This window comes from Janthinobacterium psychrotolerans (genome assembly GCF_001677885.1).
Lineage (GTDB): Bacteria > Pseudomonadota > Gammaproteobacteria > Burkholderiales > Burkholderiaceae_D > Janthinobacterium > Janthinobacterium psychrotolerans.
Window position 1 is genome coordinate 50,326 of the sequence record NZ_LOCQ01000043.1, and the last position, 21,170, is coordinate 71,495.

General features: G+C 62.4%; 15 protein-coding genes. 1 reads left to right on the forward strand and 14 read right to left on the reverse strand.

What is annotated here, in order from left to right; genetic code table 11:
- Window positions 1-49: 49 nt before the first annotated feature.
- The 14 genes from ASR47_RS04560 to ASR47_RS04625 all read right to left on the reverse strand — a co-directional run bounded on the left by ASR47_RS04560 (window position 50) and on the right by ASR47_RS04625 (window position 18,648).
- Window positions 50-811 carry an ABC transporter permease gene (locus ASR47_RS04560; RefSeq protein WP_065306573.1) on the reverse strand — a complete coding sequence of 254 codons (762 nt, stop codon included), beginning with the start codon at window positions 809-811 and terminating at the stop codon, window positions 50-52.
- Window positions 808-1,725, reverse strand: coding sequence for an ABC transporter ATP-binding protein (locus ASR47_RS04565; RefSeq protein ID WP_065306574.1), 918 nt, complete (start codon window positions 1,723-1,725; stop codon window positions 808-810). The genes ASR47_RS04560 and ASR47_RS04565 overlap by 4 nt, the downstream gene beginning before the upstream one ends.
- Before the next feature lie 192 nt (window positions 1,726-1,917).
- A complete protein-coding gene (locus ASR47_RS04570; protein WP_065306575.1) occupies window positions 1,918-2,265 on the reverse strand; it encodes an STAS domain-containing protein in 348 nt (115 codons plus the stop codon).
- Window positions 2,266-2,312: 47 nt separating this feature from the next.
- Window positions 2,313-2,951 (reverse strand): MlaC/ttg2D family ABC transporter substrate-binding protein, encoded by a 639-nt coding sequence (locus ASR47_RS04575; protein WP_065306576.1) that lies wholly within the window; start codon window positions 2,949-2,951, stop codon window positions 2,313-2,315.
- Window positions 2,952-3,051: 100 nt separating this feature from the next.
- Window positions 3,052-3,894, reverse strand: coding sequence for an MlaA family lipoprotein (locus tag ASR47_RS04580; protein WP_245714255.1), 843 nt, complete (start codon window positions 3,892-3,894; stop codon window positions 3,052-3,054).
- An 11-nt stretch (window positions 3,895-3,905) separates the two neighbouring features.
- On the reverse strand, window positions 3,906-4,376 hold the full coding sequence (gene mlaD / locus ASR47_RS04585) for an outer membrane lipid asymmetry maintenance protein MlaD (RefSeq protein ID WP_065306578.1): 471 nt from the start codon (window positions 4,374-4,376) through the stop codon (window positions 3,906-3,908).
- A gap of 79 nt (window positions 4,377-4,455) precedes the next feature.
- A complete protein-coding gene (gene mlaE, locus ASR47_RS04590; RefSeq protein ID WP_065306579.1) occupies window positions 4,456-5,241 on the reverse strand; it encodes a lipid asymmetry maintenance ABC transporter permease subunit MlaE in 786 nt (261 codons plus the stop codon).
- The gene (locus tag ASR47_RS04595; protein WP_065306604.1) at window positions 5,238-6,047 is read right to left on the reverse strand and encodes an ABC transporter ATP-binding protein; all 810 of its coding nucleotides are present in this window, start codon (window positions 6,045-6,047) and stop codon (window positions 5,238-5,240) included. The genes mlaE and ASR47_RS04595 overlap by 4 nt, the downstream gene beginning before the upstream one ends.
- A gap of 252 nt (window positions 6,048-6,299) precedes the next feature.
- Window positions 6,300-7,763, reverse strand: a complete 1,464-nt coding sequence (locus ASR47_RS04600) for a glutamate synthase subunit beta (RefSeq protein WP_065306580.1) — start codon at window positions 7,761-7,763, stop codon at window positions 6,300-6,302.
- Window positions 7,764-7,832: 69 nt separating this feature from the next.
- Window positions 7,833-12,533 carry a glutamate synthase-related protein gene (locus tag ASR47_RS04605; protein WP_065306581.1) on the reverse strand — a complete coding sequence of 1,567 codons (4,701 nt, stop codon included), beginning with the start codon at window positions 12,531-12,533 and terminating at the stop codon, window positions 7,833-7,835.
- 178 nt (window positions 12,534-12,711) lie between these two features.
- A complete protein-coding gene (locus tag ASR47_RS04610) occupies window positions 12,712-13,413 on the reverse strand; it encodes a transposase (protein WP_065306582.1) in 702 nt (233 codons plus the stop codon).
- 134 nt (window positions 13,414-13,547) lie between these two features.
- Complete coding sequence (locus tag ASR47_RS04615) at window positions 13,548-14,231, reverse strand: response regulator transcription factor (protein WP_065306583.1); 684 nt, start codon at window positions 14,229-14,231, stop codon at window positions 13,548-13,550.
- An 85-nt stretch (window positions 14,232-14,316) separates the two neighbouring features.
- Complete coding sequence (locus ASR47_RS04620) at window positions 14,317-15,501, reverse strand: PAS domain-containing sensor histidine kinase (protein ID WP_065306584.1); 1,185 nt, start codon at window positions 15,499-15,501, stop codon at window positions 14,317-14,319.
- 42 nt (window positions 15,502-15,543) lie between these two features.
- Complete coding sequence (locus ASR47_RS04625) at window positions 15,544-18,648, reverse strand: DEAD/DEAH box helicase (RefSeq protein ID WP_065306585.1); 3,105 nt, start codon at window positions 18,646-18,648, stop codon at window positions 15,544-15,546.
- Window positions 18,649-18,818: 170 nt separating this feature from the next.
- Between ASR47_RS04625 and ASR47_RS04630 the strand changes: the two genes are divergently transcribed.
- On the forward strand, window positions 18,819-21,167 hold the full coding sequence (locus tag ASR47_RS04630; protein ID WP_065306586.1) for a Tex family protein: 2,349 nt from the start codon (window positions 18,819-18,821) through the stop codon (window positions 21,165-21,167).
- Window positions 21,168-21,170: the final 3 nt, after the last annotated feature.

The following is a 21,170-nucleotide window of genomic DNA, read 5'->3' on the forward strand; positions in this document are numbered from 1 at the left end:
CCTTGGATATTGAATTGGGTAGAAGGTTGCAGTGGCGGCGTAGCGCCCATCAGTGCCGCAATCGGTAGCCGCTTTGCAGCAGGCGGATCGAGGCCAGCGACAGGATCACCAGGAAGCCGCCGACAATCGACAGGCTCAACCATGGGCTGACGTCGGAAGTGCCGAAAAAGCCGTAGCGGAAACCGTCGATCATGTAGAAGAAGGGGTTCAAATGCGATACCGTCTGCCAGAACGCCGGCAGCGAGTGGATCGAATAGAACACGCCCGACAAAAACGTGGCCGGCATGATCAGGAAGTTCTGGAAGGCGGCCAGCTGGTCGAATTTCTCGGCCCAGATGCCGGCGATCAGACCCATGGTGCCCAGCATGGCCGCGCCCAGGAAGGCGAACACGACGATCCACAAGGGCGCCACGAACGACAGGTCGGCGAACCAGTACGTGATGGCAAACACGCCGAAGCCCACCGCCAGGCCACGCGCGACCGAAGCGAGTACATACGCCGAAAAGATTTCCCAGTGCGACAAGGGGGTCAGCAGCACGAACACCAGGTTGCCGGTGATCTTGGACTGGATCAGCGAGGACGATGAATTGGCGAACGCGTTTTGCAGCACGCTCATCATCACCAGGCCCGGAATCAGGAAGGCGGTATAGCTGATGCCGGGGCTCGGCTCGACCCGGCCGTCGAGCACATGGCCGAACACCAGCAGGTACAGCATCGAGGTCAGCACGGGCGCGGCCACGGTTTGCGTCGCCACTTTCCAGAAGCGCAGGGTCTCTTTATAGACGAGGGTGCGAAAGCCTGACGACATCATACGGTACCTTTATCCATGATCTGCAAGAAGATATCTTCCAGGTCAGCTTGTTGCAACTGCATTTCATCGATCTCGGCGCCCGACTGGCGCAGGCGCGCCAGGATGCCTTCGACTTCGCTGTATTCGTTCACGCGCAGGCTGAACTTGTTGGGCGCATGCGGCTCTTCGGGGTGCAGCAGCAGATGCCGCAAATCGGCCGGCAAGGTGCCGTGCTTGAGGTGCAGCTGCAGCTGCGAGCCGGCGATGCGGCGGATCAGCGCCGACATGGTGTCGAGCGCCACCACCTTGCCGGTTTTCAGCATCGCCACGCGCTGGCACATCGCCTGTGCCTCTTCCAGATAGTGGGTGGTCAGCACGACCGTGTGGCCGCCTTCGCGGTTCAGGCGCGAGATGAATTTCCACAAGGTCTGGCGCAGTTCGACGTCGACGCCGGCGGTCGGCTCGTCGAGCACGATCACGGGCGGCTTGTGCACCAGCGCCTGGGCCACCAGCACGCGGCGCTTCATGCCGCCCGACAGCGCGCGCATATTGGTGTCGGCCTTGCCGGTGAGGTCGAGGTTTTCCATCACCTCGTCGATCCACTTGTCGTTGTTCGGCAGGCCGAAGTAGCCGGATTGCAGGCGCAAGGTCTCGCGCACCGTGAAGAAGGGATCGAACACCAGTTCCTGCGGCACCACGCCGACGCTGCGGCGGGCATTGCGGAAATCCCTGACCACGTCATGGCCCTGGATGGTGACGCTGCCGGCGTCCGGCCGGATCAGGCCGGCGATAATGGAAATCAGGGTGGTCTTGCCGGCGCCGTTGGGGCCGAGCAGGCCGAAAAACTCGCCCTCCTCGATCGCCAGCGAGACGCCGCCCAGCGCTTTGAGCGATTTATAGCTCTTTTCGACATTCGTGATTTGAATTGCGGTCATGTGCTTGTGTTCTGGTGTGATGCGCCGCTTGCCGGTGTAAGGTCAGGCCGACGCCGGGCGCCGTCTTTCTGTTGAAGATGGCGCAACAGTCAATTATAGTTGGAAAATTCGTGGAACACTTGGAGATCAGTCCGGCGGCGCGCTAGCACGGCCGGCTTGATAGCTACTGCTGATGCGGGGAGTGGGACAGGATCAATGATGATGCAGGTCGGACGGGCTGCGCGCGGCATGGGTGCCGGCGGTGCCGCAGTCCTCGGCCGACAGCGTGCTCGACACGAGCGAGCACACGCCATACAGCTTGGTCAGGTTTTTCAGGTTGGTCGGCAGGTTGTTCAGCTCCAGCACGGCGCCCGCTTCCTGCGCCGCGCGCTGCCACGTCAGCATCACCGAGACGGCCGCCGAATCGACGGCTTTCACGTTGCGCAAGTCAAACTTCGTCTGGCCCGAGCGGATGGCGTCCAGGCCCTGCTCCAACGCCGACGTGGCGTTGTGCACGGTCAGGGAAGTCAGGGACTGCAAGGTGTCGAGAGAGTCTGGCATGGCGTCGGGCTGCGCTGGTCGGGTGCGGGAGCTGGTATGATAGCCGATTATTTGGCTTTGGCCGAAGGACGAGCGGCCAGGGCCTTGTTTTTGTCGGCCAGCGCCTTGATCAGGCCATCGAAGCCGCCCTTGCTGATTTCGCTGTTGAAGCTGCTTTTGTAGGTTTCCACCAGCCAGGCGCCCAGCACGTTGATGTCATAGATCTTCCAGCCGGTCGGCGTCTTGGCCACGCGGTAGTTCAGCGGCACCGGTTCGCCTCGGGCCACGTTGACCTGCGAACGCACTTCGACCTCGGTGTCATCGGCAGCGGCGCGCAGCGGCTTGAATTCCACGGTTTCATTCTTGATCTGCGACAGGGCGCCCGAATAGGTGTAGACCAGCAGGGTGCGGAACTCGGCCAGCAAGCGCTGTTGCTGGTCCGGCGTGGCGGTGCGCCAGTGGCGGCCGGCGGCCAGCGCGGTCATGCGCTGAAAGTCCACATACGGCAGGATCTTGGTTTCGACCAGTTGGTTGACGCGGTTGATGTCGCCAGCCTGGATGCCCTTGTCGGCCTTGGCCGTGTCGATCACGTCCTGGCTGATGCGCTTGACCAGCGCGTCAGGCGCTTCGGTGGCGGGCGCGGCGGCCTGGGTGGCGGTGGCAAACGCGATGGTGGCCATCGCGAGCAGTTGTTTCATCAATTTCATGGTTGTACCTTTCTGGTGGTCTTGCCATGCGCAGGACGGCGTTGCATATCGAACGCCGCCTGTCGCGCAGGGTAAATGACGATGCGGTAACGCTAGTCTACTATTGCGTCCTGGCCTCGGCGGCAACAGTATTGCTACCAGATGTTACGAGACCGGCAGCCGGTGCCATAGTTGCGGCCACCGGTGCCGCTTTCAAGCTGCTGTCGTCATCGATCGCGCCGCTGTCGTTTTTTGGCGCTTTGTCGTCGCCGCGGCTGGTATCGCCGTCGAAGACCTTGCTTTCACGCGCCTGCAGGTAGCCGTCACGCACGAACTGGTAACGGTCGAGCGCCGCCGCTTCCATCAGGTTGGTCGCGTCGAGATAGGCCGCGCGCTTGTCGATAATGCGCGTGGCCGTGCCGATATTGCGCACCTTGCTCGGGTCCTTGTAGCGCCATGGATCGCCCACCACGTCGAGCGGCAGGGCGACGGTGTCGCGCATGGTCGACGGTCCCAGCAGCGGCAGCACCACGTAGGGGCCCGGATTGACGCCATACCAGCCCAGGGTCTGGCCGAAGTCTTCATTGTGCTTCGGCACGCCCGCCTGCGAGGCGATGTCGATCAGGCCGAAGATACCGAAAGTCGAGTTCATGCTCACGCGCACGATGTCCTGCAGGCCCGCTTCACCCTTGCCTTGCAGCAGGTTATTGGCCGCGCTCCAGACATCGGACAAGTTGCCGAAGAAATTGCCCACGCCGGTCTGCACGAACGACGGCAGCACATTCCTGTAGGCCGTCGCCACCGGTTTCAGGGCCACCTCATCGACCTTGTCGTTGAAGGTGAACATGGCGCGGTTGTAACCCTCCAACGGGTCGCGCGGGTTGCCGCTGCTGGCGCAGGCGCTCAGGGTGGCGGCCATGGCCAGAACCAGGGCGATACGGCCCGCATTTGCTACAGTATTCATGTTCGACTCGCTCATTTGCTGTCCTTGCCGTCCGCTGCCTTGCTGTAGATGAACTGATTGATCAGGTCTTCCAGCACTGTGGCCGATTGAGTGCGGGCAATCTTGTCGCCCTCCGCCAGGTTTGCCAGATCACCGCCCGCTTCCAGGCCGATATACTGCTCACCCAACAGACCGGCCGTCAAAATCTTGGCCGAGCTATCTTTCGGAAATTTGTAACCTTCTTCGATGTCCATCTTGACCTGCGCCTGATACGTCTTGTCGTCAAACACGATTTCCGACACCCGGCCAACCACCACGCCGGCGCCCTTGACAGGCGCCTGCGGTTTCAGGCCGCCGATATTGTCGAACCGCGCCGTAATAGTATACGTATCGGTGAAAGACAGCGAACTCATATTGCCAGCCTTGAACGCCAGAAACATCACTGCCGCCACGCCCAGCAAGACAAACAAGCCTACCCAGACATCCAGAGATTTACGTTGCATAAACAATCCTAAATAATTTTTACTTGCCGCCCCCTGCGCAAACCGTGTGCAGGCGGCTGATTTTCTTGCTTTTACGAAATTACTTGCTGAACATCACAGCGGTCATCATGAAATCCAGCCACCACACCATCAGCGACGAGATAACCACCGTGCGGGTGGTGGCGCCGGACACGTCTTCCGGCGTCGGCTGTGCCTGGTAGCCCTGGAACAGGGCGATAAACGTCACGGCAATGCCGAACACCATGCTCTTGATATAGGTGCCGTTGACGATATCTTTCCACAGATCGACGCCTGCCTGCATTTGCGACCAGAACGACCCTTCGTCAACGCCGATCAGCACCACGCCCACCAGATAGCTGCCGATAATGCCCACCGCCGTGAAAATGCCGCCCAGCACCGGCATGGCGATCACGCCGGCCCACAGGCGCGGCGCCAGCACGCGCTGGATCGGGTTGACGGCCATCATTTCCATGGCCGACAATTGCTCGCCCGCCTTCATCAGGCCGATTTCGGCCGTCAGCGACGTGCCGGCGCGGCCCGCAAACAGCAGGGCGGTCACGACCGGCCCCAGTTCGCGCATCAGCGACAGCGCCACCAGCTGGCCCAGCGACTGCGTCGCGCCATAGGTGGTCAAGGTGTAATAACCTTGCAGCCCCAGCACCATGCCGACAAACAGGCCGGACACGGTGGTGATCACCAGCGAGCGGCTGCCGACAAAAAACAACTGTTCCACGACCAGGCGCGGCCGGCGAAACAGGCCGCCCGAAGCGGCCACGATAATAAAGAAAGACCGTACCGCAAAGCCCAGGTCCTCGATGGAACGACGCAACCATGCTCCGATAGCCGCCAGAAAACGCACGATCATCGGCCGCCCCCCGCCTGCAGGCCCAGATCGTCGGCCAGGGTCTTGCCCGGATAGTGGAACGGCACCGGGCCGTCCGCTTCCGCATTGACGAACTGTTTCACGTACGGATGGGTCGACACGGCCATCTCGGCCGGCGTGCCGTGCGCCACGATTTTGCCCGATGACAGAAAATAGACGTAATCAGCGATGGCAAAACACTCCTTTACATCGTGCGATACCAGGATGGACGTGGAGCCGAGCGCATCGTTCAGATTGCGGATCAGGTTGGCGGTCACGCCCATGGAGATGGGGTCGAGGCCGGCAAACGGCTCGTCGTACATAATCAATTCGGGGTCGAGCGCAATCGCCCGCGCCAGCGCCACGCGCCGGCCCATGCCGCCTGAAATCTCGGCAGGTTTGAGTTGCGCCGCATTGCGCAGACCGACCGCGTGCAGCTTCATCAGCACCAGGGTGCGGATCAGCTCTTCGGTGAGGTCGGTATGTTCGCGCAGCGGAAAAGCAACGTTTTCAAACGCCGTCAGGTCGGTAAACAAGGCGCCGTGCTGGAACAGCATGCCCATCTTGCGGCGCATCAGATACAGCTGCTCGGTATCGAGCGTGTGCACAATCTGGCCGTCCACATTGACCGCGCCGGAACTGGGGCGCAACTGGCCGCCGATCAGGCGCAGTACGGTTGTCTTGCCACTGCCGGAGCCACCCATGACGGCCACAACTTTTCCACGTGGGAAATCCATTTGAAGGCCCGATAAAATCGAACGTTCTCCATAGGCAAAGTGTAAATCGCGGATTTCAACAAGATTTGGCACGACGAGGCTCACTATTTTAATGGCGTATTGTAGTGCAGAAACGCCAATCTCTGCTGAGGCACCCCTAGCCAAGATCTTGGCAAGGGGAAGAATACAACACTAATGAATCGAAAGTCAGATATTTTAGTGTAAAAAGCGTGTAAAGATCCGACCCCTCGCGGGCCGCTTGATGCGGCGAACAAAACAACAAAGGCCACGCCGCGGTGTGCGGTGTGGCCTTGCCTGCAAAGCGAGCGAGTGCTCGCTTATTTTTTAGCGCGGCAGCAAGGAAGCGCCCATCAGGAACTCGTCGACGGCGCGCGCGCACTGGCGTCCTTCGCGAATCGCCCACACCACCAGCGACTGGCCACGGCGCATGTCGCCGGCGGCAAAGATTTTCGGCACCGAGGTGTAATAGCTGCGTTCGCCTTCGGTGGTGGCCTTGGCGTTGCCGCGCGCGTCGGTGTCGACGCCGAACGCCTCGAGCACCTGCTGCACCGGCGACACAAAGCCCATCGCCAGGAACACCAGGTCGGCCTTCATCTCGAATTCCGAGTTCGGCACTTCACTCATCTTGCCGTCTTTCCATTCGACCCGGCAGGCGATCAGCTTTTCAACCTTGCCGCCCTTGCCTTCGAAACGCTTGGTGGCCACCGCCCAGTCGCGCTCGCAGCCTTCCTCGTGCGACGACGAGGTACGCAGCTTGGTCGGCCAGTAAGGCCAGACCAGCGGCTTGTTTTCCTGTTCCGGCGGCATCGGCATCAGTTCGAACTGGGCCACCGAAGCGGCGCCCTGGCGGTTCGAAGTCCCCACGCAGTCCGAACCCGTGTCGCCGCCGCCGATCACCACCACGTGCTTGCCGGCAGCCTTGATCTGGTCCTTGACCTTGTCGCCGGCGTTGACCTTGTTTTGCAGCGGCAGGAAATCCATGGCGAAATGCACGCCCTTCAATTCGCGGCCCGGCACCGGCAAGTCGCGCGGCTGCTCGGCGCCGCCGGCCATGATGACGGCGTCGAATTCCTTTTCCAGGTCTTCCGGGAAAATCGTTTCCTTGGCCCAGTTGTTCACATGGGCGGGGAAATCCTTGCCCACCAGTACGCTGGTGCGAAACACCACGCCTTCGGCTTCCATCTGTTTCACGCGCAGGTCGATATGCGACTTTTCCATCTTGAAGTCGGGAATGCCGTAGCGCAGCAGGCCGCCGACCCGGTCGCTCTTTTCAAACACGGTGACGGCATGGCCGGCGCGCGCCAGCTGCTGCGCCGCCGCCAGGCCGGCAGGGCCGGAACCGACGATGGCCACTTTCTTGCCGGTCCTGAACGACGCCGGCTGCGGCGTGACCCAGCCATGCTCCCAGCCCATGTCGATGATTTTATGCTCGATCGACTTGATGCCAACCGGATCTTCGTGGATGCCCAGGGTGCAGGCCGCTTCGCACGGCGCCGGGCAGATGCGGCCCGTAAATTCCGGGAAGTTATTGGTCGAATGCAAAACGTCGAGCGCTTCGCGGTAGGCGCCGCGGTAGACCAGGTCGTTCCAGTCGGGGATGATGTTGTTGACCGGGCAACCCGTGTTGCAGAACGGGATGCCGCAATCCATGCAGCGCGCGCCCTGCACGGTCGCTTGCGCGTCCGACAGGTGCAGCACGAATTCCTTGTAGTTCTTCAGACGCGCGGCAGGCTCCAGATAGTGTTCGTCCTGGCGCTTGAATTCCATGAAGCCGGTGATTTTACCCACGATGATTCCTTTATATTTGGCTGGCGGGGAGCGGCCTGGCCGCTCCCTGGTCACATTGTTTCAGCTGGCTCAGGCGGCGACGGCTTGCACTTCCTGTGCGGCGTCGGCGGCCATTTCGATCAGTGCGCGCTTGTATTCGTTCGGGAAGACCTTGACGAATTTGCCGCGCGCCACTGCCCAGTCGTCGAGCAGGACGCGGGCGCGGGTGCTGCCCGTGTGCTTGAAGTGACGCTCGATCAGGCGCTTGAGGATCACTTCATCGGCTTCCGGCGTGCCATTGCGCTGCTGGGCGTGCCAGGCGTCGCGCTGCGCTTGCTGTTCGCTGGCCGAGACCACCTTGTCGAGGCTGACCATGGCGGTGTTGCACTTGCTGGCAAAGTCGCCCGCCGGGTCATATACGTAGGCCACGCCGCCCGACATGCCGGCCGCAAAGTTACGGCCCGTCGCGCCCAGCACCACCACCGTGCCGCCGGTCATGTATTCGCAGCCATGGTCGCCCAGGCCCTCGACCACCGCGGTGGCGCCCGAGTTGCGCACGGCAAAGCGTTCGCCCGCCACGCCGTTGAAGAAGGCTTCGCCGGCGACGGCGCCGTACAGCACCGTGTTGCCGATAATAATGTTGTCCACCGCCCAGCCGCGGAACTCGGTATTTGGCCGCACGATGATGCGCCCGCCCGACAAGCCCTTGCCGACGTAGTCGTTGCCTTCGCCGACCAGGTCGATCGTGATGCCGTGCGCCAGGAAGGCGCAGGCCGACTGGCCGGCCGTGCCTTGCAGCTGGATGTGGATGGTGTCGTCCGGCAAGCCGGCATGGCCGTATTTTTTCGCCACTTCACCGGACAGCATGGTGCCGACCGTGCGGTTGACGTTGCGCACCGGCGAGATGAAGGACACGCGTTCGCCCTTCTCCAGCGCGGCGCGCGCTTGCGCGATCAGCTTGTGGTCGAGCGCTTTTTCCAGGCCGTGGTCCTGGTTTTCCACATGGCGGCAGGCCTGGTCGCCCGTCGTTTCCGGCTTGTGGAAGATGGCCGAGAAATCCAGGCCCTGCGCCTTCCAGTGCGTGATCGCCTTCGACTTGTCGAGCAGGTCGACGCGGCCGATCAGCTCGTCATAGGTGCGGATGCCCAGCTGGGCCATCAACTGGCGCGCCTCTTCGGCCACGAAGAAGAAGTAATTGACGACATACTCGGGCTTGCCCGAGAACTTGGCGCGCAGCACCGGATCTTGCGTGGCCACGCCCACCGGACAGGTGTTCAAGTGGCATTTGCGCATCATGATGCAGCCTTCGACCACCAGCGGCGCGGTGGCGAAACCAATTTCGTCGGCGCCCAGCAAGGCGGCGATCACCACGTCGCGGCCGGTACGCATCTGGCCGTCGGCTTGCACGCGGATGCGGCTGCGCAGGCCATTCAAGACCAGGGTCTGCTGGGTTTCGGCCAGGCCCAGCTCCCATGGCGTGCCGGCATGTTTCACCGACGACAGAGGCGAGGCGCCCGTGCCGCCGTCATGGCCGGCCACCACCACGTGATCGGCCTTGGCCTTGGTCACGCCGGCGGCCACCGTGCCGATACCGACTTCCGACACCAGTTTCACCGAGATCGAGGCGCGCGGATTGGCGTTCTTCAAGTCGTGGATCAGCTGCGCCAGGTCTTCGATCGAATAGATGTCGTGGTGCGGCGGCGGCGATATCAGGCCTACGCCTGGCACCGAGAAGCGCAGGGTGGCGATATATTCCGACACTTTATGGCCGGGCAGCTGGCCGCCTTCGCCAGGTTTCGCGCCTTGCGCCATCTTGATCTGGATCTGGTCGGCCGAGTTCAGGTAGGCCGCGGTGACGCCGAAGCGGCCCGACGCGACCTGCTTGATGCGCGAGCGCAGCGAATCGCCTTCTTGCAAGGCAATGTCGACCACCATCTGCTCCTTGCCCATGATCGAGGCCATGGTCTCGCCCTGCTTGATCTTGATGCCTTTCAGTTCCATCGCATAGCGCGACGGATCTTCGCCGCCTTCGCCCGTGTTCGACTTGCCGCCGATACGGTTCATGGCCACGGCCAGGGTGGCGTGCGCTTCGGTGCTGATCGAGCCCATCGACATGGCGCCGGTGGCGAAACGCTTGACGATTTCCTTGGCCGGTTCCACTTCCTCGAGCGCGATCGCCTTGGTCGGGTCGAGCCTGAACTCGAACAGGCCGCGCAGGGTCAGGTGGCGACGGCTCTGGTCGTTGATGATCTGGGCGTACTCTTTGTAGCTGGAGAAATTGTTGGCGCGGGTCGAATGCTGCAGCTTGGCAATCGCGTCCGGCGTCCACAGATGGTCTTCGCCGCGCACGCGGAAGGCGTATTCGCCGCCGGCGTCGAGCTTGTCAGCGAGGACCGGGTCATTGCCGAAAGCCAGGTTATGCAGGCGCAGCGCTTCTTCCGCCACTTCAAACACGCCGATGCCTTCCACGTTCGAGGCCGTGCCCTTGAAATACTTGTCGACCAGCGATTTATTGAGGCCGATGGCTTCGAAAATCTGTGCGCCGCAATAGGACATGTAGGTCGAAATGCCCATTTTCGACATGACTTTCATCAAGCCCTTGCCCACTGCCTTGGTGTAGTTATAGATCGCCTTCTCGCCCGACAGCTCGCCCGGCAGGCCGTGCGCCAGCTCGACCAGGGTTTCCATTGCCAGGTAAGGATGGACGGCTTCCGCGCCATAGCCTGCCAGCAAGGCGAAGTGATGGGTTTCGCGGGCCGAACCGGTTTCCACCACCAGGCCGGCCGACGCGCGCAGACCCTTGCTGACCAGGTGCTGATGCACGGTCGAGGTGGCCAGCAGCGCCGGAATGGCGACCTGCTCGGCGCAGATGGCGCGGTCCGAGATGATCAGGATATTGTGGCCCGACTTGACGGCGTCGACCGCTTCGGCGCACAGCGAGGCCAGGCATGCTTCCACGCCTTCCTTGCCCCAGGCCAGCGGGTAGCAGATATCGAGTTCATACGACTTGAACTTGCCGCCCGTGTGGGCGCTGATATTGCGCAGGCGCGCCATGTCCTCAAAGCCCAGCACCGGCTGCGATACTTCCAGGCGCATCGGCGGGTTGACGTTGTTAGTGTCGAGCAAGTTCGGTTTCGGGCCGATAAACGACACCAGCGACATCACCATCGCTTCGCGGATCGGATCGATCGGCGGGTTGGTCACTTGCGCGAACAGCTGCTTGAAGTAGTTATACAGCGGCTTCAATTTGTTCGACATGACGGCCAGCGGCGAGTCATTGCCCATCGAGCCGGTGGCTTCTTCGCCGGCGGCGGCCATCGGCGCCAACAGGAATTTCAGGTCTTCCTGGGTGTAACCGAAGGCCTGCTGGCGGTCGAGCAAGGACGGCTGGGCTTTTTCACCCTGGGCGCGGTCCTGCTTGAGCAGGCCGTCGGCCATCTTGATTTCGTCGAGCTTGATGCGTACCGAGTTGATCCACGCTTTATAGGGCTTGGCGTTGGCGTAGGTGTTTTTCAGTTCCTGGTCGTCGATGATGCGGCCCGCTTCGAGGTCGATCAGGAACATTTTGCCAGGCTGCAAGCGCCATTTCTGGATGATCTTCGATTCCGGGATCGGCAGCACGCCCGATTCCGACGCCATCACCACCAGGTCGTCGTCGGTGACGATGTAGCGGGCCGGACGCAGGCCATTGCGGTCCAGCGTGCCGCCGATATGGCGCCCGTCGGTAAACGCCATGGCGGCCGGGCCGTCCCAGGGTTCCATCATCGCGGCGTGGTATTCGTAGAAGGCGCGGCGGTTGTCGTCCATCGTCGTGTGGTTTTCCCACGCTTCCGGAATCATCATCATCATCGCCTGGGCGATCGGATAGCCGGCCATCAGCAGCAGTTCGAGCGCATTGTCGAAGCAGGCGGTGTCGGACTGGCCTTCATAGATCAGTGGGAACAGTTTCTGCAAATCGTCGCCCAGCACGGCCGATTTCATCACGCCTTCGCGCGCGCGCATCCAGTTGAAGTTGCCTTTCACGGTGTTGATCTCGCCGTTGTGGGCGATCAGGCGGTACGGGTGGGCCAGCGGCCATTCCGGGAAGGTATTGGTCGAGAAACGCTGGTGTACCAGCGCCAGCGCCGAGATGCAGCGCGCGTCCTGCAGGTCTTTATAGTAGACGCCGACCTGGTCGGCCAGCAGCAGGCCCTTGTAGACGATGGTGCGCGCCGACATCGACGGCACGAAGAATTCCTTGCCATGCAGCAGTTTCAGGGCCTGGATGGCGTGGCCCGACGATTTGCGGATCACATACAACTTGCGCTCGAGCGCATCGGTGACCATGATGTCCGGGCCGCGGCCGATAAAGATCTGGCGGATCACGGGCTCTTTTGCGCGCACGGTCGGCGACATCGGCATGTCGGTATCGATCGGCACGTTGCGCCAGCCGAGGATGACCTGGCCTTCGATGCGCACGGCGCGTTCGATTTCCTGTTCGCAAGCGATGCGCGAGGCGTGCTCCTTCGGCAGGAACACCATGCCCACGCCGTATTCGCCAGGCGGCGGCAACTCCACGCCCTGCTTGGCCATCTCTTCGCGGTAGTACTGGTCGGGAATCTGGATCAGGATGCCGGCGCCATCGCCCATCAGCGCATCGGCGCCGACGGCGCCCCGGTGATCGAGATTTTTCAGGATCAGCAAACCCTGTTCGACGATCGAATGGGTTTTGTTGCCCTTGATATGGGCGACGAAACCGACGCCGCAGGCATCGTGTTCATTGGCTGGGTCGTACAGGCCTTGCGCTTTCATGGGCTTCTCCGCTGCAGATGACTATCGAAAAACTAGAGTAGTGCAATGCAGCAGAAAACTCAACTAAAACAATCAGGGTCGGAGTCGAATTAAATTTGAATTTGTCGCTATCAAAATTTAATAGGGACATAGTAATAAGGCCATCAATGAAAATGCGTCTTGTTCAGTCTGCTGTGTTTCAGCTGCCCTCGGCCGCGAGCTTGCGCGGCCGGCCCCGTTTGGCCGGCAGTACCTGGCGTTTCATTTTCACTTCCAGCGCCTGCTTGAAGGCGTCCGCACCGAGCGGCCAGCCCTTCAGTACCGCCGCCTCCAGCGCCCGCACCTGGCCGCTTCCCAGGCCCTGCTCGACCAGGCGCAGATAGGCCGCCTCGCGGTCGAACGGAGTATTGCCCAGCGCCCAGTACAGCGCATGGTCGGTGACGATGGGGTCAGGCTGTACGCCGGCATGGTGGGCGTGGCTGGACCACGGGTAGTCGAGCGGCTGGGCCGCCAGGCCCGCCCGCACCGGCACCATCTCCAGATAGTGACAGGAAAGCAGGAAGAAATGCTCCGCGTCAATGACCGAAGTTTTGTAGCGTCCCTGCCACAGTGCCCCTTCACGGCCATACTTCTGGTTAAAGTAGGGCACGTAATAGCGCCCCAGCCACTGCATCAGCTGGCCCAGGCCCGTGGCATCGCCGGGCGTGGCCAGCAAATGCAGCTGATCGGGCAATAAAACATAGGCGTGGACGGCCACCTTGAACATTTTGGCGCCGGTTTTCAGCCAGGCGAGGAACTGCGTGTAGTCAACGCTGTCCTGGAACACCGGCTGCTGATTGCTGCTGCGCTGGATGACGTAATGAGGCAGATGGGGAATGATGAGACGGGGCAGGCGGGCCATGGCAAAGTCGCAAAATAAGGCTGATGCCTTGATTCTACACATGTTGAGGAGAGCAACACGACTCTGGCCCCGATTTTTTTCGCAGACGAAAAAAAAGGAACGACTCCGTCCCTTTTATTGTGGCGCCACTGTCGTCAGGACAGATTGAAACTGGCCGACAGGCTGTAGCCTTCGCCATAGGCACTGCGCAGCGGCAGGTCCTGTCCCAGTCCCGTCTTGGCTTTCTTGCGCAGGCGATACACCAGCATGTCGACGCGGCGGCCCGCATCGGGATCGTCGCCGCCCATGCCGGCCACGATCACGTCGCGCGGCACCGGGCGGGTATTGATGGTCAACAAGTGCAGGAAATTGAATTCCTTTTCAGTCAGGGCGATCACTGAACCCATCAGTTCGAGCTGGCGCGCGCTCACTTTCAGGGTCCACTTGCCCGGCTCGGGCGCGGCCGATTCCTGCGGACCGACCCGGCGGTCGAGCGCCTCGATATGGGCGGCCAGCTCGGGGAACTTGATCGGCTTGGTGAGATAGTGGTCGGCGCCCAGGCGCAGGCCGAGGATGCGGCTGTCAAAGGCGACACGGCCTGTCAGCACCAGCACGCCGATCTGCGGATACAGCTGGCGCATGCGCGGGATGACATTGAAGCCGTCTTCGTCGGGCAAGCCCAGATCGAGCACGACCACATCGACATTGCCGTGGCTGAGCGCGGCCCACATATCGCCGGCCGAACTGGCGATATGGACTTCATGCTCGAGCTCAACGAGGAACTCCGCCATGTCTTCTGCGTAGTCCAGATTGTCTTCGACGATCAGTATTTTCGTCATTGCTACGCCATTCTTCGGTTAATAAGCATTTCGTGAGGCAAACCTTGCCATGCACTCTTGCACCATCATGGATGGCAGGGCAGGTCTACGTCAAGGAATTATCACGGTTGACTTCAGCGGAAGCAAGGCTTTTCCCGGCGGCCACCGGCAGCGGCAGCCAAATACAAAACGCCGTACCACCGTCTTCGCGGTTTTCGAGCAGCAAGCTGCCGCCGTGCACCTCGACCACGGCGCGCGCCATGTACAGGCCCAGTCCCGCGCCTGGCAGGCCAGCGGCAACACTGCCGCGGTAGCCCTTGTCGAAGACGTGCGCCATCTCGGCCTCGGGCACGCCGGGTCCGCAGTCGCGCACCACCAGCGCCACCCCGCCCTGCTGCGCCAGCCGGCCTTCGAGCGTGATCGAACTGCCGGTCGGACTGAATTTGACGGCGTTTTCCAGCAGGATTTTCAAGGCCAGCGCCATGCCCGCCACGTCGCAGCGCAGACGCGCCGGCAAGTCCTCATCGAGCTGCAGTTGTACCGGATGGCTGGCCGGCACCGTGGCGGCCGCCTGCTGCAGCAGCGCCAACGGCGCGATGCCGTCGGCGGCGCGCTCGCGGCCAATCGCCGCCATGCGTTCGGGCGACAGATAGTCGTCGATCATGGCCAACAAGCGGTCGACCGCCGCCTGTATCTTGGCATAGCGCTTGCGCGTGGCCTCGTCGGCGCCGCCGCCGGTCGCCACCAGGCGCTGCGCGGCGCCGTCGATGGTGGCCAGGGGCGTGCGAAATTCATGCGACAGCATGGAAGCGAAGCGTTTTTGTTCGACCGCGCGCTGCGCTTCTTCCTGCTGCGCCTCGGTTACGTCGCGCACGCTGCCGACCAGCGTCCAGGGACGCCCCGCCATGCGCTCGACCAGGGTAGAGGTGATTTCCAGGGCCAGCATGCGGCCATCGCGGTGCGCCAGTTCCGCTTCGCGCGTCAAGGTCAGGCGGCTGCTGTCGCCGCCCTGCCAGCGCTGCAGGCGGGCCGGCACATCGGCACACAACAGCGCCGCATGTTCCTGCAAGGCAGGCAGCTCCAGGCCCGACATGTGCCGGGCGGCAGGGCTAATATAGAGCAATTCAAAGGTGCTGGCGTCGAGCAGGAATTGTGCATCACGGCTGTGCTCGGCCAGCAGGTGGAACTGTGTTTCGCCCGCGCGTGCGCGCAGCAGGGCGCGGCGCAATTGCACGAAACGCAGCGCCATCAGGATGGCGCCGGCCAGCAGCAACAGGATGATAGTCAGCATGCTTGTACCTGGCATTGATTCAATGCACCAGTATAAGCGCGCTCAATCCTCGAGCGGGGCGAAGATTTGCTGCAGGTCCTCTTGCGTGAGCGCCATTTTCTGCGACTCGCCTTCGGCCAGGATCGATTGCGCCAACTCCGATTTCTTTTGCTGCAGCAACTGGATTTTTTCTTCCAGCGTGCCCTTGGCAATCAACTTGTAGACGAACACGGGCTTGTCCTGGCCGATGCGCCAGGCGCGGTCGGTGGCCTGGTTTTCGGCGGCCGGATTCCACCACGGATCGTAGTGGATCACCGTGTCGGCGGCGGTCAGGTTCAGGCCCACGCCACCGGCTTTCAGGCTGATCAGAAAGATCGGCACGGCGCCCTGCTGGAAGGCCGCCACTTGCGCGCTGCGGTCCCTGGTTTCGCCGGTCAGCAAGGCATACGGGATGTCGCGCGATTCGAGTTCTTCCTCGATCAGTTCGAGCATGCTGGTAAATTGCGAGAACACCAGAATCTTGCGTCCTTCGTCGAGCAGGTCTTCCACCATCTGCATCAAATCGAGCAGCTTGGCCGAACCGGCCGCCTGTTTTTTTGCCGGCAGGGATTTCACCAGCCGCGGATCGCAGCACACCTGGCGCAGTTTGAGCAGCGCTTCGAGGATCACGATCTGGCTGCGGGCCACGCCCTTCTTGTCGATTTCCTCGCGTACCTTCTGGTCCATCGCCAGGCGCACGGTTTCGTACAGGTCGCGCTGCGGCCCCGTCAGTTCGACCTTGCGCACCATTTCTGTCTTTGGCGGCAATTCCTTGGCGACGTTGTCTTTCGTGCGGCGCAGCAGGAAGGGCTTGATGCGGCGATTCAACAGCATGCGGCGCAGCGGATCGTCCTGGCGTTCGATCGGATGGCGGAACTGGGTATTGAAGGTTTTCTCGTCGCCGAGCAAACCGGGCAGCAGGAAATGGAATTGCGACCACAGTTCGCCCAGGTGATTTTCCAGCGGCGTGCCGGACAAACACAGGCGGTGGCGCGCGCGCAGCAGGCCCGCGCTTTGCGCCGCCTTGCTGCGCGTATTCTTGATGTAGTGCGATTCGTCGAGGATCACCAGGTGGAAATCGTGCTCACGCAAGATTTCCTCGTCGCGCGGCAGCAGCGCATAGGTGGTCAGCACCAGGTCGCAATCGTCGATCTGGTCGAATTGCTGGGCGCGGTCTTTTCCCTGCAGCAGCAGCACTTTCAGGCTGGGCGCAAACTTGGCCGCCTCGTCCTGCCAGTTGCCCATCAGGCTGGTCGGCGCGATCACCAGCGCCGGATGCGTCAGCCGCCCCGCTTCTTTTTCGATCAGGATATGCGCCAGGGTCTGCACCGTCTTGCCCAGACCCATATCATCGGCCAGGATGCCGGCCAGGTCATGGTCGCGCAGGAACTGCATCCACGCCAGGCCATCGGCCTGGTAGTCGCGCAAGGTGGCCTGCAGGCCGGCGGGCGCCGCCACTTTCTGCACCGCGCCGAACTGGCTCAGCTTGCGGCCCATGGCGCGCAATTGCTCGCCACCGGTCCAGCGCAGTTCCAGCCCGCGCGCCAGCTCTTCCAGGCGCGCCGCGTCCAGGGTCGACATGCGCACGGCGCGCTTGATCTTGTCGTTGAAATACAGCTCGCCCAGGGTATTCAAAATAGGACGCACCCTGCCCCACGGCAGCGCCACGCGGGTGCCATCAAGCAGGGTGGCCAGCATCTGGTCGTCGTCGGCATGCGCATCGATGATCTTCGGATTGAAGTCGTTTGGCGCATTGCGGATCAGTTGCACCAGCACCGGCAGCAGCGGCACGCGTTCGTGGTTGACGACGATGCCCAGTTCCAGCTCGAACCAGGCGTTGCCGCTGTCCGGATCCTGGTCGTCGATGTCGGCGTACCAGTCGTCGACCTCGACCACGTCATAGCGGTACTTGGCGGTTTTTTCCACGATCCAGCCGGCGTCGAGCAGGGTATCGATGCCGGCGTCGGCAAAGCGCAGCCATTCGGCCTGGCTCGGCAGCAGCAAGGCGCCTTTCAGTCCGCTCAAGGGCGCCGAACCGGGCTTCTTGAATTGCAGTTCGGCCAGCAGCGCCAGCGCGCGCGCTTCATCGACCGTGTTGCGCTGGATAATTTCCGTCACCTCGCCGACCTGGCGCACCACGCGCTGGGATGGATCGAACGACACCCTTTCGCCATCGTAGTCAAACGACAGCACCGCGAAATCATGCCAGCGCTGCACGCTGCCGTCGGCCAGCATGGCGCTGTCCATCAGCAGTACCGGCGTGGCCGGCACATCCTTGCGCAAGCGCTGCGGCAACGGCTGCGGCAGCGGCATCAGATGCTGCAAGCCCTGCGCCAGCAGCAGTTGCGACACGCGCACCTTGTCGTTGGCGTTCAAGGGCGGCGCCTGCGCCACCAGCGCCTGCAGGTCGGCCAGCGAAATATCGGAGCCGCCCTGGTTCAGTTCCAGCACGCCGCACGACAGATTGTCGATATACCACGGCGGATCGGTCGGCAGCATGTAGTCGATCTGGTCGGCGCCATGATGGCTCACGCCCTCCGGCGGATCGACCTGCCAGCCCAGGCGCATGGTCTTGCCCTCATCGCGCCAGAACAGCCGCGCCGGGCGCACCGGACCCTCCTTCAGCGGATACACCAGGCCGTTGCCGACATCGGCCCAGGAATTGGCCCACAACAGCTTGTCCTGCTCGGCCAGCATGCCCAGCAATGCGGCGCCAACTTTGCCTTTCGGCTCGGTGGCGCTGCCCGTCTGCGAATTTTGCCCCGTGCGCATGGCCACAAAGAAGCGCACCAGGTCTTCGTCCGCCGGCGTCAAAAACGTGGGCGGCGCCGACAGCAGCGAAAAGATCTCGCTGATGGGGCTGGCCGCCGCCACATCGCCATTCGGCCGCAGCCGCGCCTTGTACAGGCACAGCGCCACATGGCGCCCACCGCTGGTCGGCGCCAGCACATAGATCAGCCGGTGCGCAGTGAGCTTGGGATCGGGTTCGGCCAGCGGCAGCACGGGCTTGGGATGGGCGGCGGCCTCCACGCGCTGCAGCCAGGTGGCGACAGCGTAGGGCAATGGCCCACCCGGCGCGCTGGCCGGTGCGGCAGGGGTGTCACTGATGTCGTCGCGGGTAAAATCCATGGTACGCATGAGGGTATGAGTGTGTATCAAAAACGGCAACAGGCAATATTATCCTTCATACCGGGCCGAATAGCTTATTCAATATCAGTTCCGCCGCGCACACTGTCCAAAGACTGACACAATCGCGCCGATTGCGTATCATTCCAGCCTTGATCGCTTTGGAAACAACCATGCTGCCCACCATCGAACAACGTCTTGCCCTTGAACTTGCCGCCAAACCGGTGCAGGTTGCCGCCGCCATCGAACTGCTCGACGAAGGCGCCACCGTGCCCTTTATCGCCCGCTATCGCAAGGAAGCGACCGGCGGCCTGGACGATATCCAGCTGCGCCTGCTCGAAGAGCGCCTGCGCTACCTGCGCGAACTCGAAGAGCGCCGCGCCGCCATCGTGGCCTCGATCACCGAACAGAACAAAATGACGCCGGCCCTGCTCGACGCCGTCATGCACGCCGAAGACAAGACCCGCCTGGAAGACTTGTATCTGCCGTATAAACAGAAGCGCCGCACCAAGGCGCAGATCGCCATCGAAGCGGGATTGACGCCGCTGGCCGACTGCCTGCTGGGCAACCCGGAACTGACGCCGGAGATGGAAGCGGGCAAGTTCCTGCGCGACGCGTTTACGAGTGCCGACGGCAATAACCCGGGCGTGCCTGATACCAAGGCCGCGCTCGATGGCGCGCGCCAGATCCTGATGGAGCGCTTTGCCGAAGACGCCAATTTGCTGCAAACCCTGCGCGAATATGTGCAGGAACACGGCGTGGTCGAATCGAAAGTGGTCGAGGGCAAGCAGGACGAAGGCGAAAAATTCGCCGATTATTTCGATTACTCGGAAACCATTGCCACAGTGCCATCGCACCGCGCGCTGGCCCTGCTGCGCGGGCGCCGCGAGGGCATCCTCGACGTGACCTTGCGCCTCGATACGGAAGCGGAAAAACCGAAATGGGATGCGCCGCACAATCCGTGCGAAGGGCGCATCGCCGCCCGCTTCGGCATCAGGAACCAGGGCCGCCCGGCCGACAAATGGCTGGCGGACACGGCGCGCTGGACCTGGCGCGTAAAAAGCTTCATGCACCTGGAAACCGAATTGATGGGTGCGCTGCGCGAACGCTCGGAGCAGGACGCCATCAATGTGTTTGCCACCAACCTGAAGGCGCTGCTGCTGGCCGCGCCGGCCGGCCAGCGCGCCACCATGGGTCTGGACCCGGGCCTGCGCACGGGCGTGAAAGTGGCCGTGGTCGACGCCACCGGCAAGGTGGTCGACACTGCCGTGATCTACCCGCACCAGCCAAAGAACGACTGGGACGGTTCGCTGCATACCCTGGGCCGCCTGGCCGCCAAGCACAATGTGTCCTTGATTTCCATCGGCAACGGCACCGCCTCGCGCGAAACCGACAAACTGGCGCAGGATCTGATCAAACAGCATCCGGAAGCGAAGATGACGAAGATCGTCGTCTCGGAAGCGGGCGCGTCGGTGTACTCGGCCTCCGAATTCGCCTCGAAAGAATTGCCGGACATGGATGTGTCGCTGCGCGGCGCCGTCTCGATCGCGCGCCGGCTGCAGGACCCGCTGGCCGAACTGGTCAAGATTGACCCGAAATCGATCGGCGTGGGCCAGTACCAGCATGACGTGAGCCAGAGCCAGCTGGCACGCTCGCTCGACGCGGTGGTGGAAGACTGCGTGAACGCCGTCGGCGTCGACGTCAACACGGCCTCGGCGCCGCTGCTGGCGCGCGTGTCGGGACTGTCGGCCAGCGTGGCGCAAAGCATCGTCAGCTACCGCGACATGAAGGGTGCGTTCACCTCGCGCGCGGCCCTGAAAGGCGTGCCGCGCCTGGGCGATAAAACGTTCGAACAGGCGGCCGGCTTCCTGCGCGTGATGGGCGGCGACAATCCGCTCGACGCCTCGGCGGTCCACCCGGAATCGTATCCGCTGGTGGAAAAGATCCTGTTTGATATCAAGAAGGACATCAAGGCCGTGATCGGCGAAACGTCGCTGTTGAAAACCCTGAATCCGTCCAAGTACGCCGACGAAACCTTCGGCGTGCCGACCATTAGCGATATTTTGAAAGAGCTGGAAAAGCCGGGCCGCGACCCGCGTCCTGAATTTACCACCGCCACCTTCAAGGAAGGCGTGGAAGAAATCCGCGACCTGCGCCCGGACATGATCCTCGAAGGCGTGGTCACCAACGTGGCCGCGTTTGGCGCCTTTGTCGATATCGGCGTGCACCAGGACGGCCTGGTGCATATCTCGGCGCTGTCGAACACCTTCGTCAAGGATCCGCACACGGTGGTGAAAGCCGGCCAGGTCGTGCGCGTGAAAGTGCTGGAAGTCGATGAAAAGCGCAAGCGCATCGCGCTGACCATGCGCCTGACGGACAGCGCGCCGCAGGCCGGCAGCAAGCCCGAGCAAAAAGGCGACCGCAACGACCGCCGCAGCATGGCCCAGCACCAGTCGCAAGCGCGCCATGCGCCGGAACCGGCCGGCAGCATGGCGGCGGCGTTTGCCAAGCTGCGCGGCTAAACA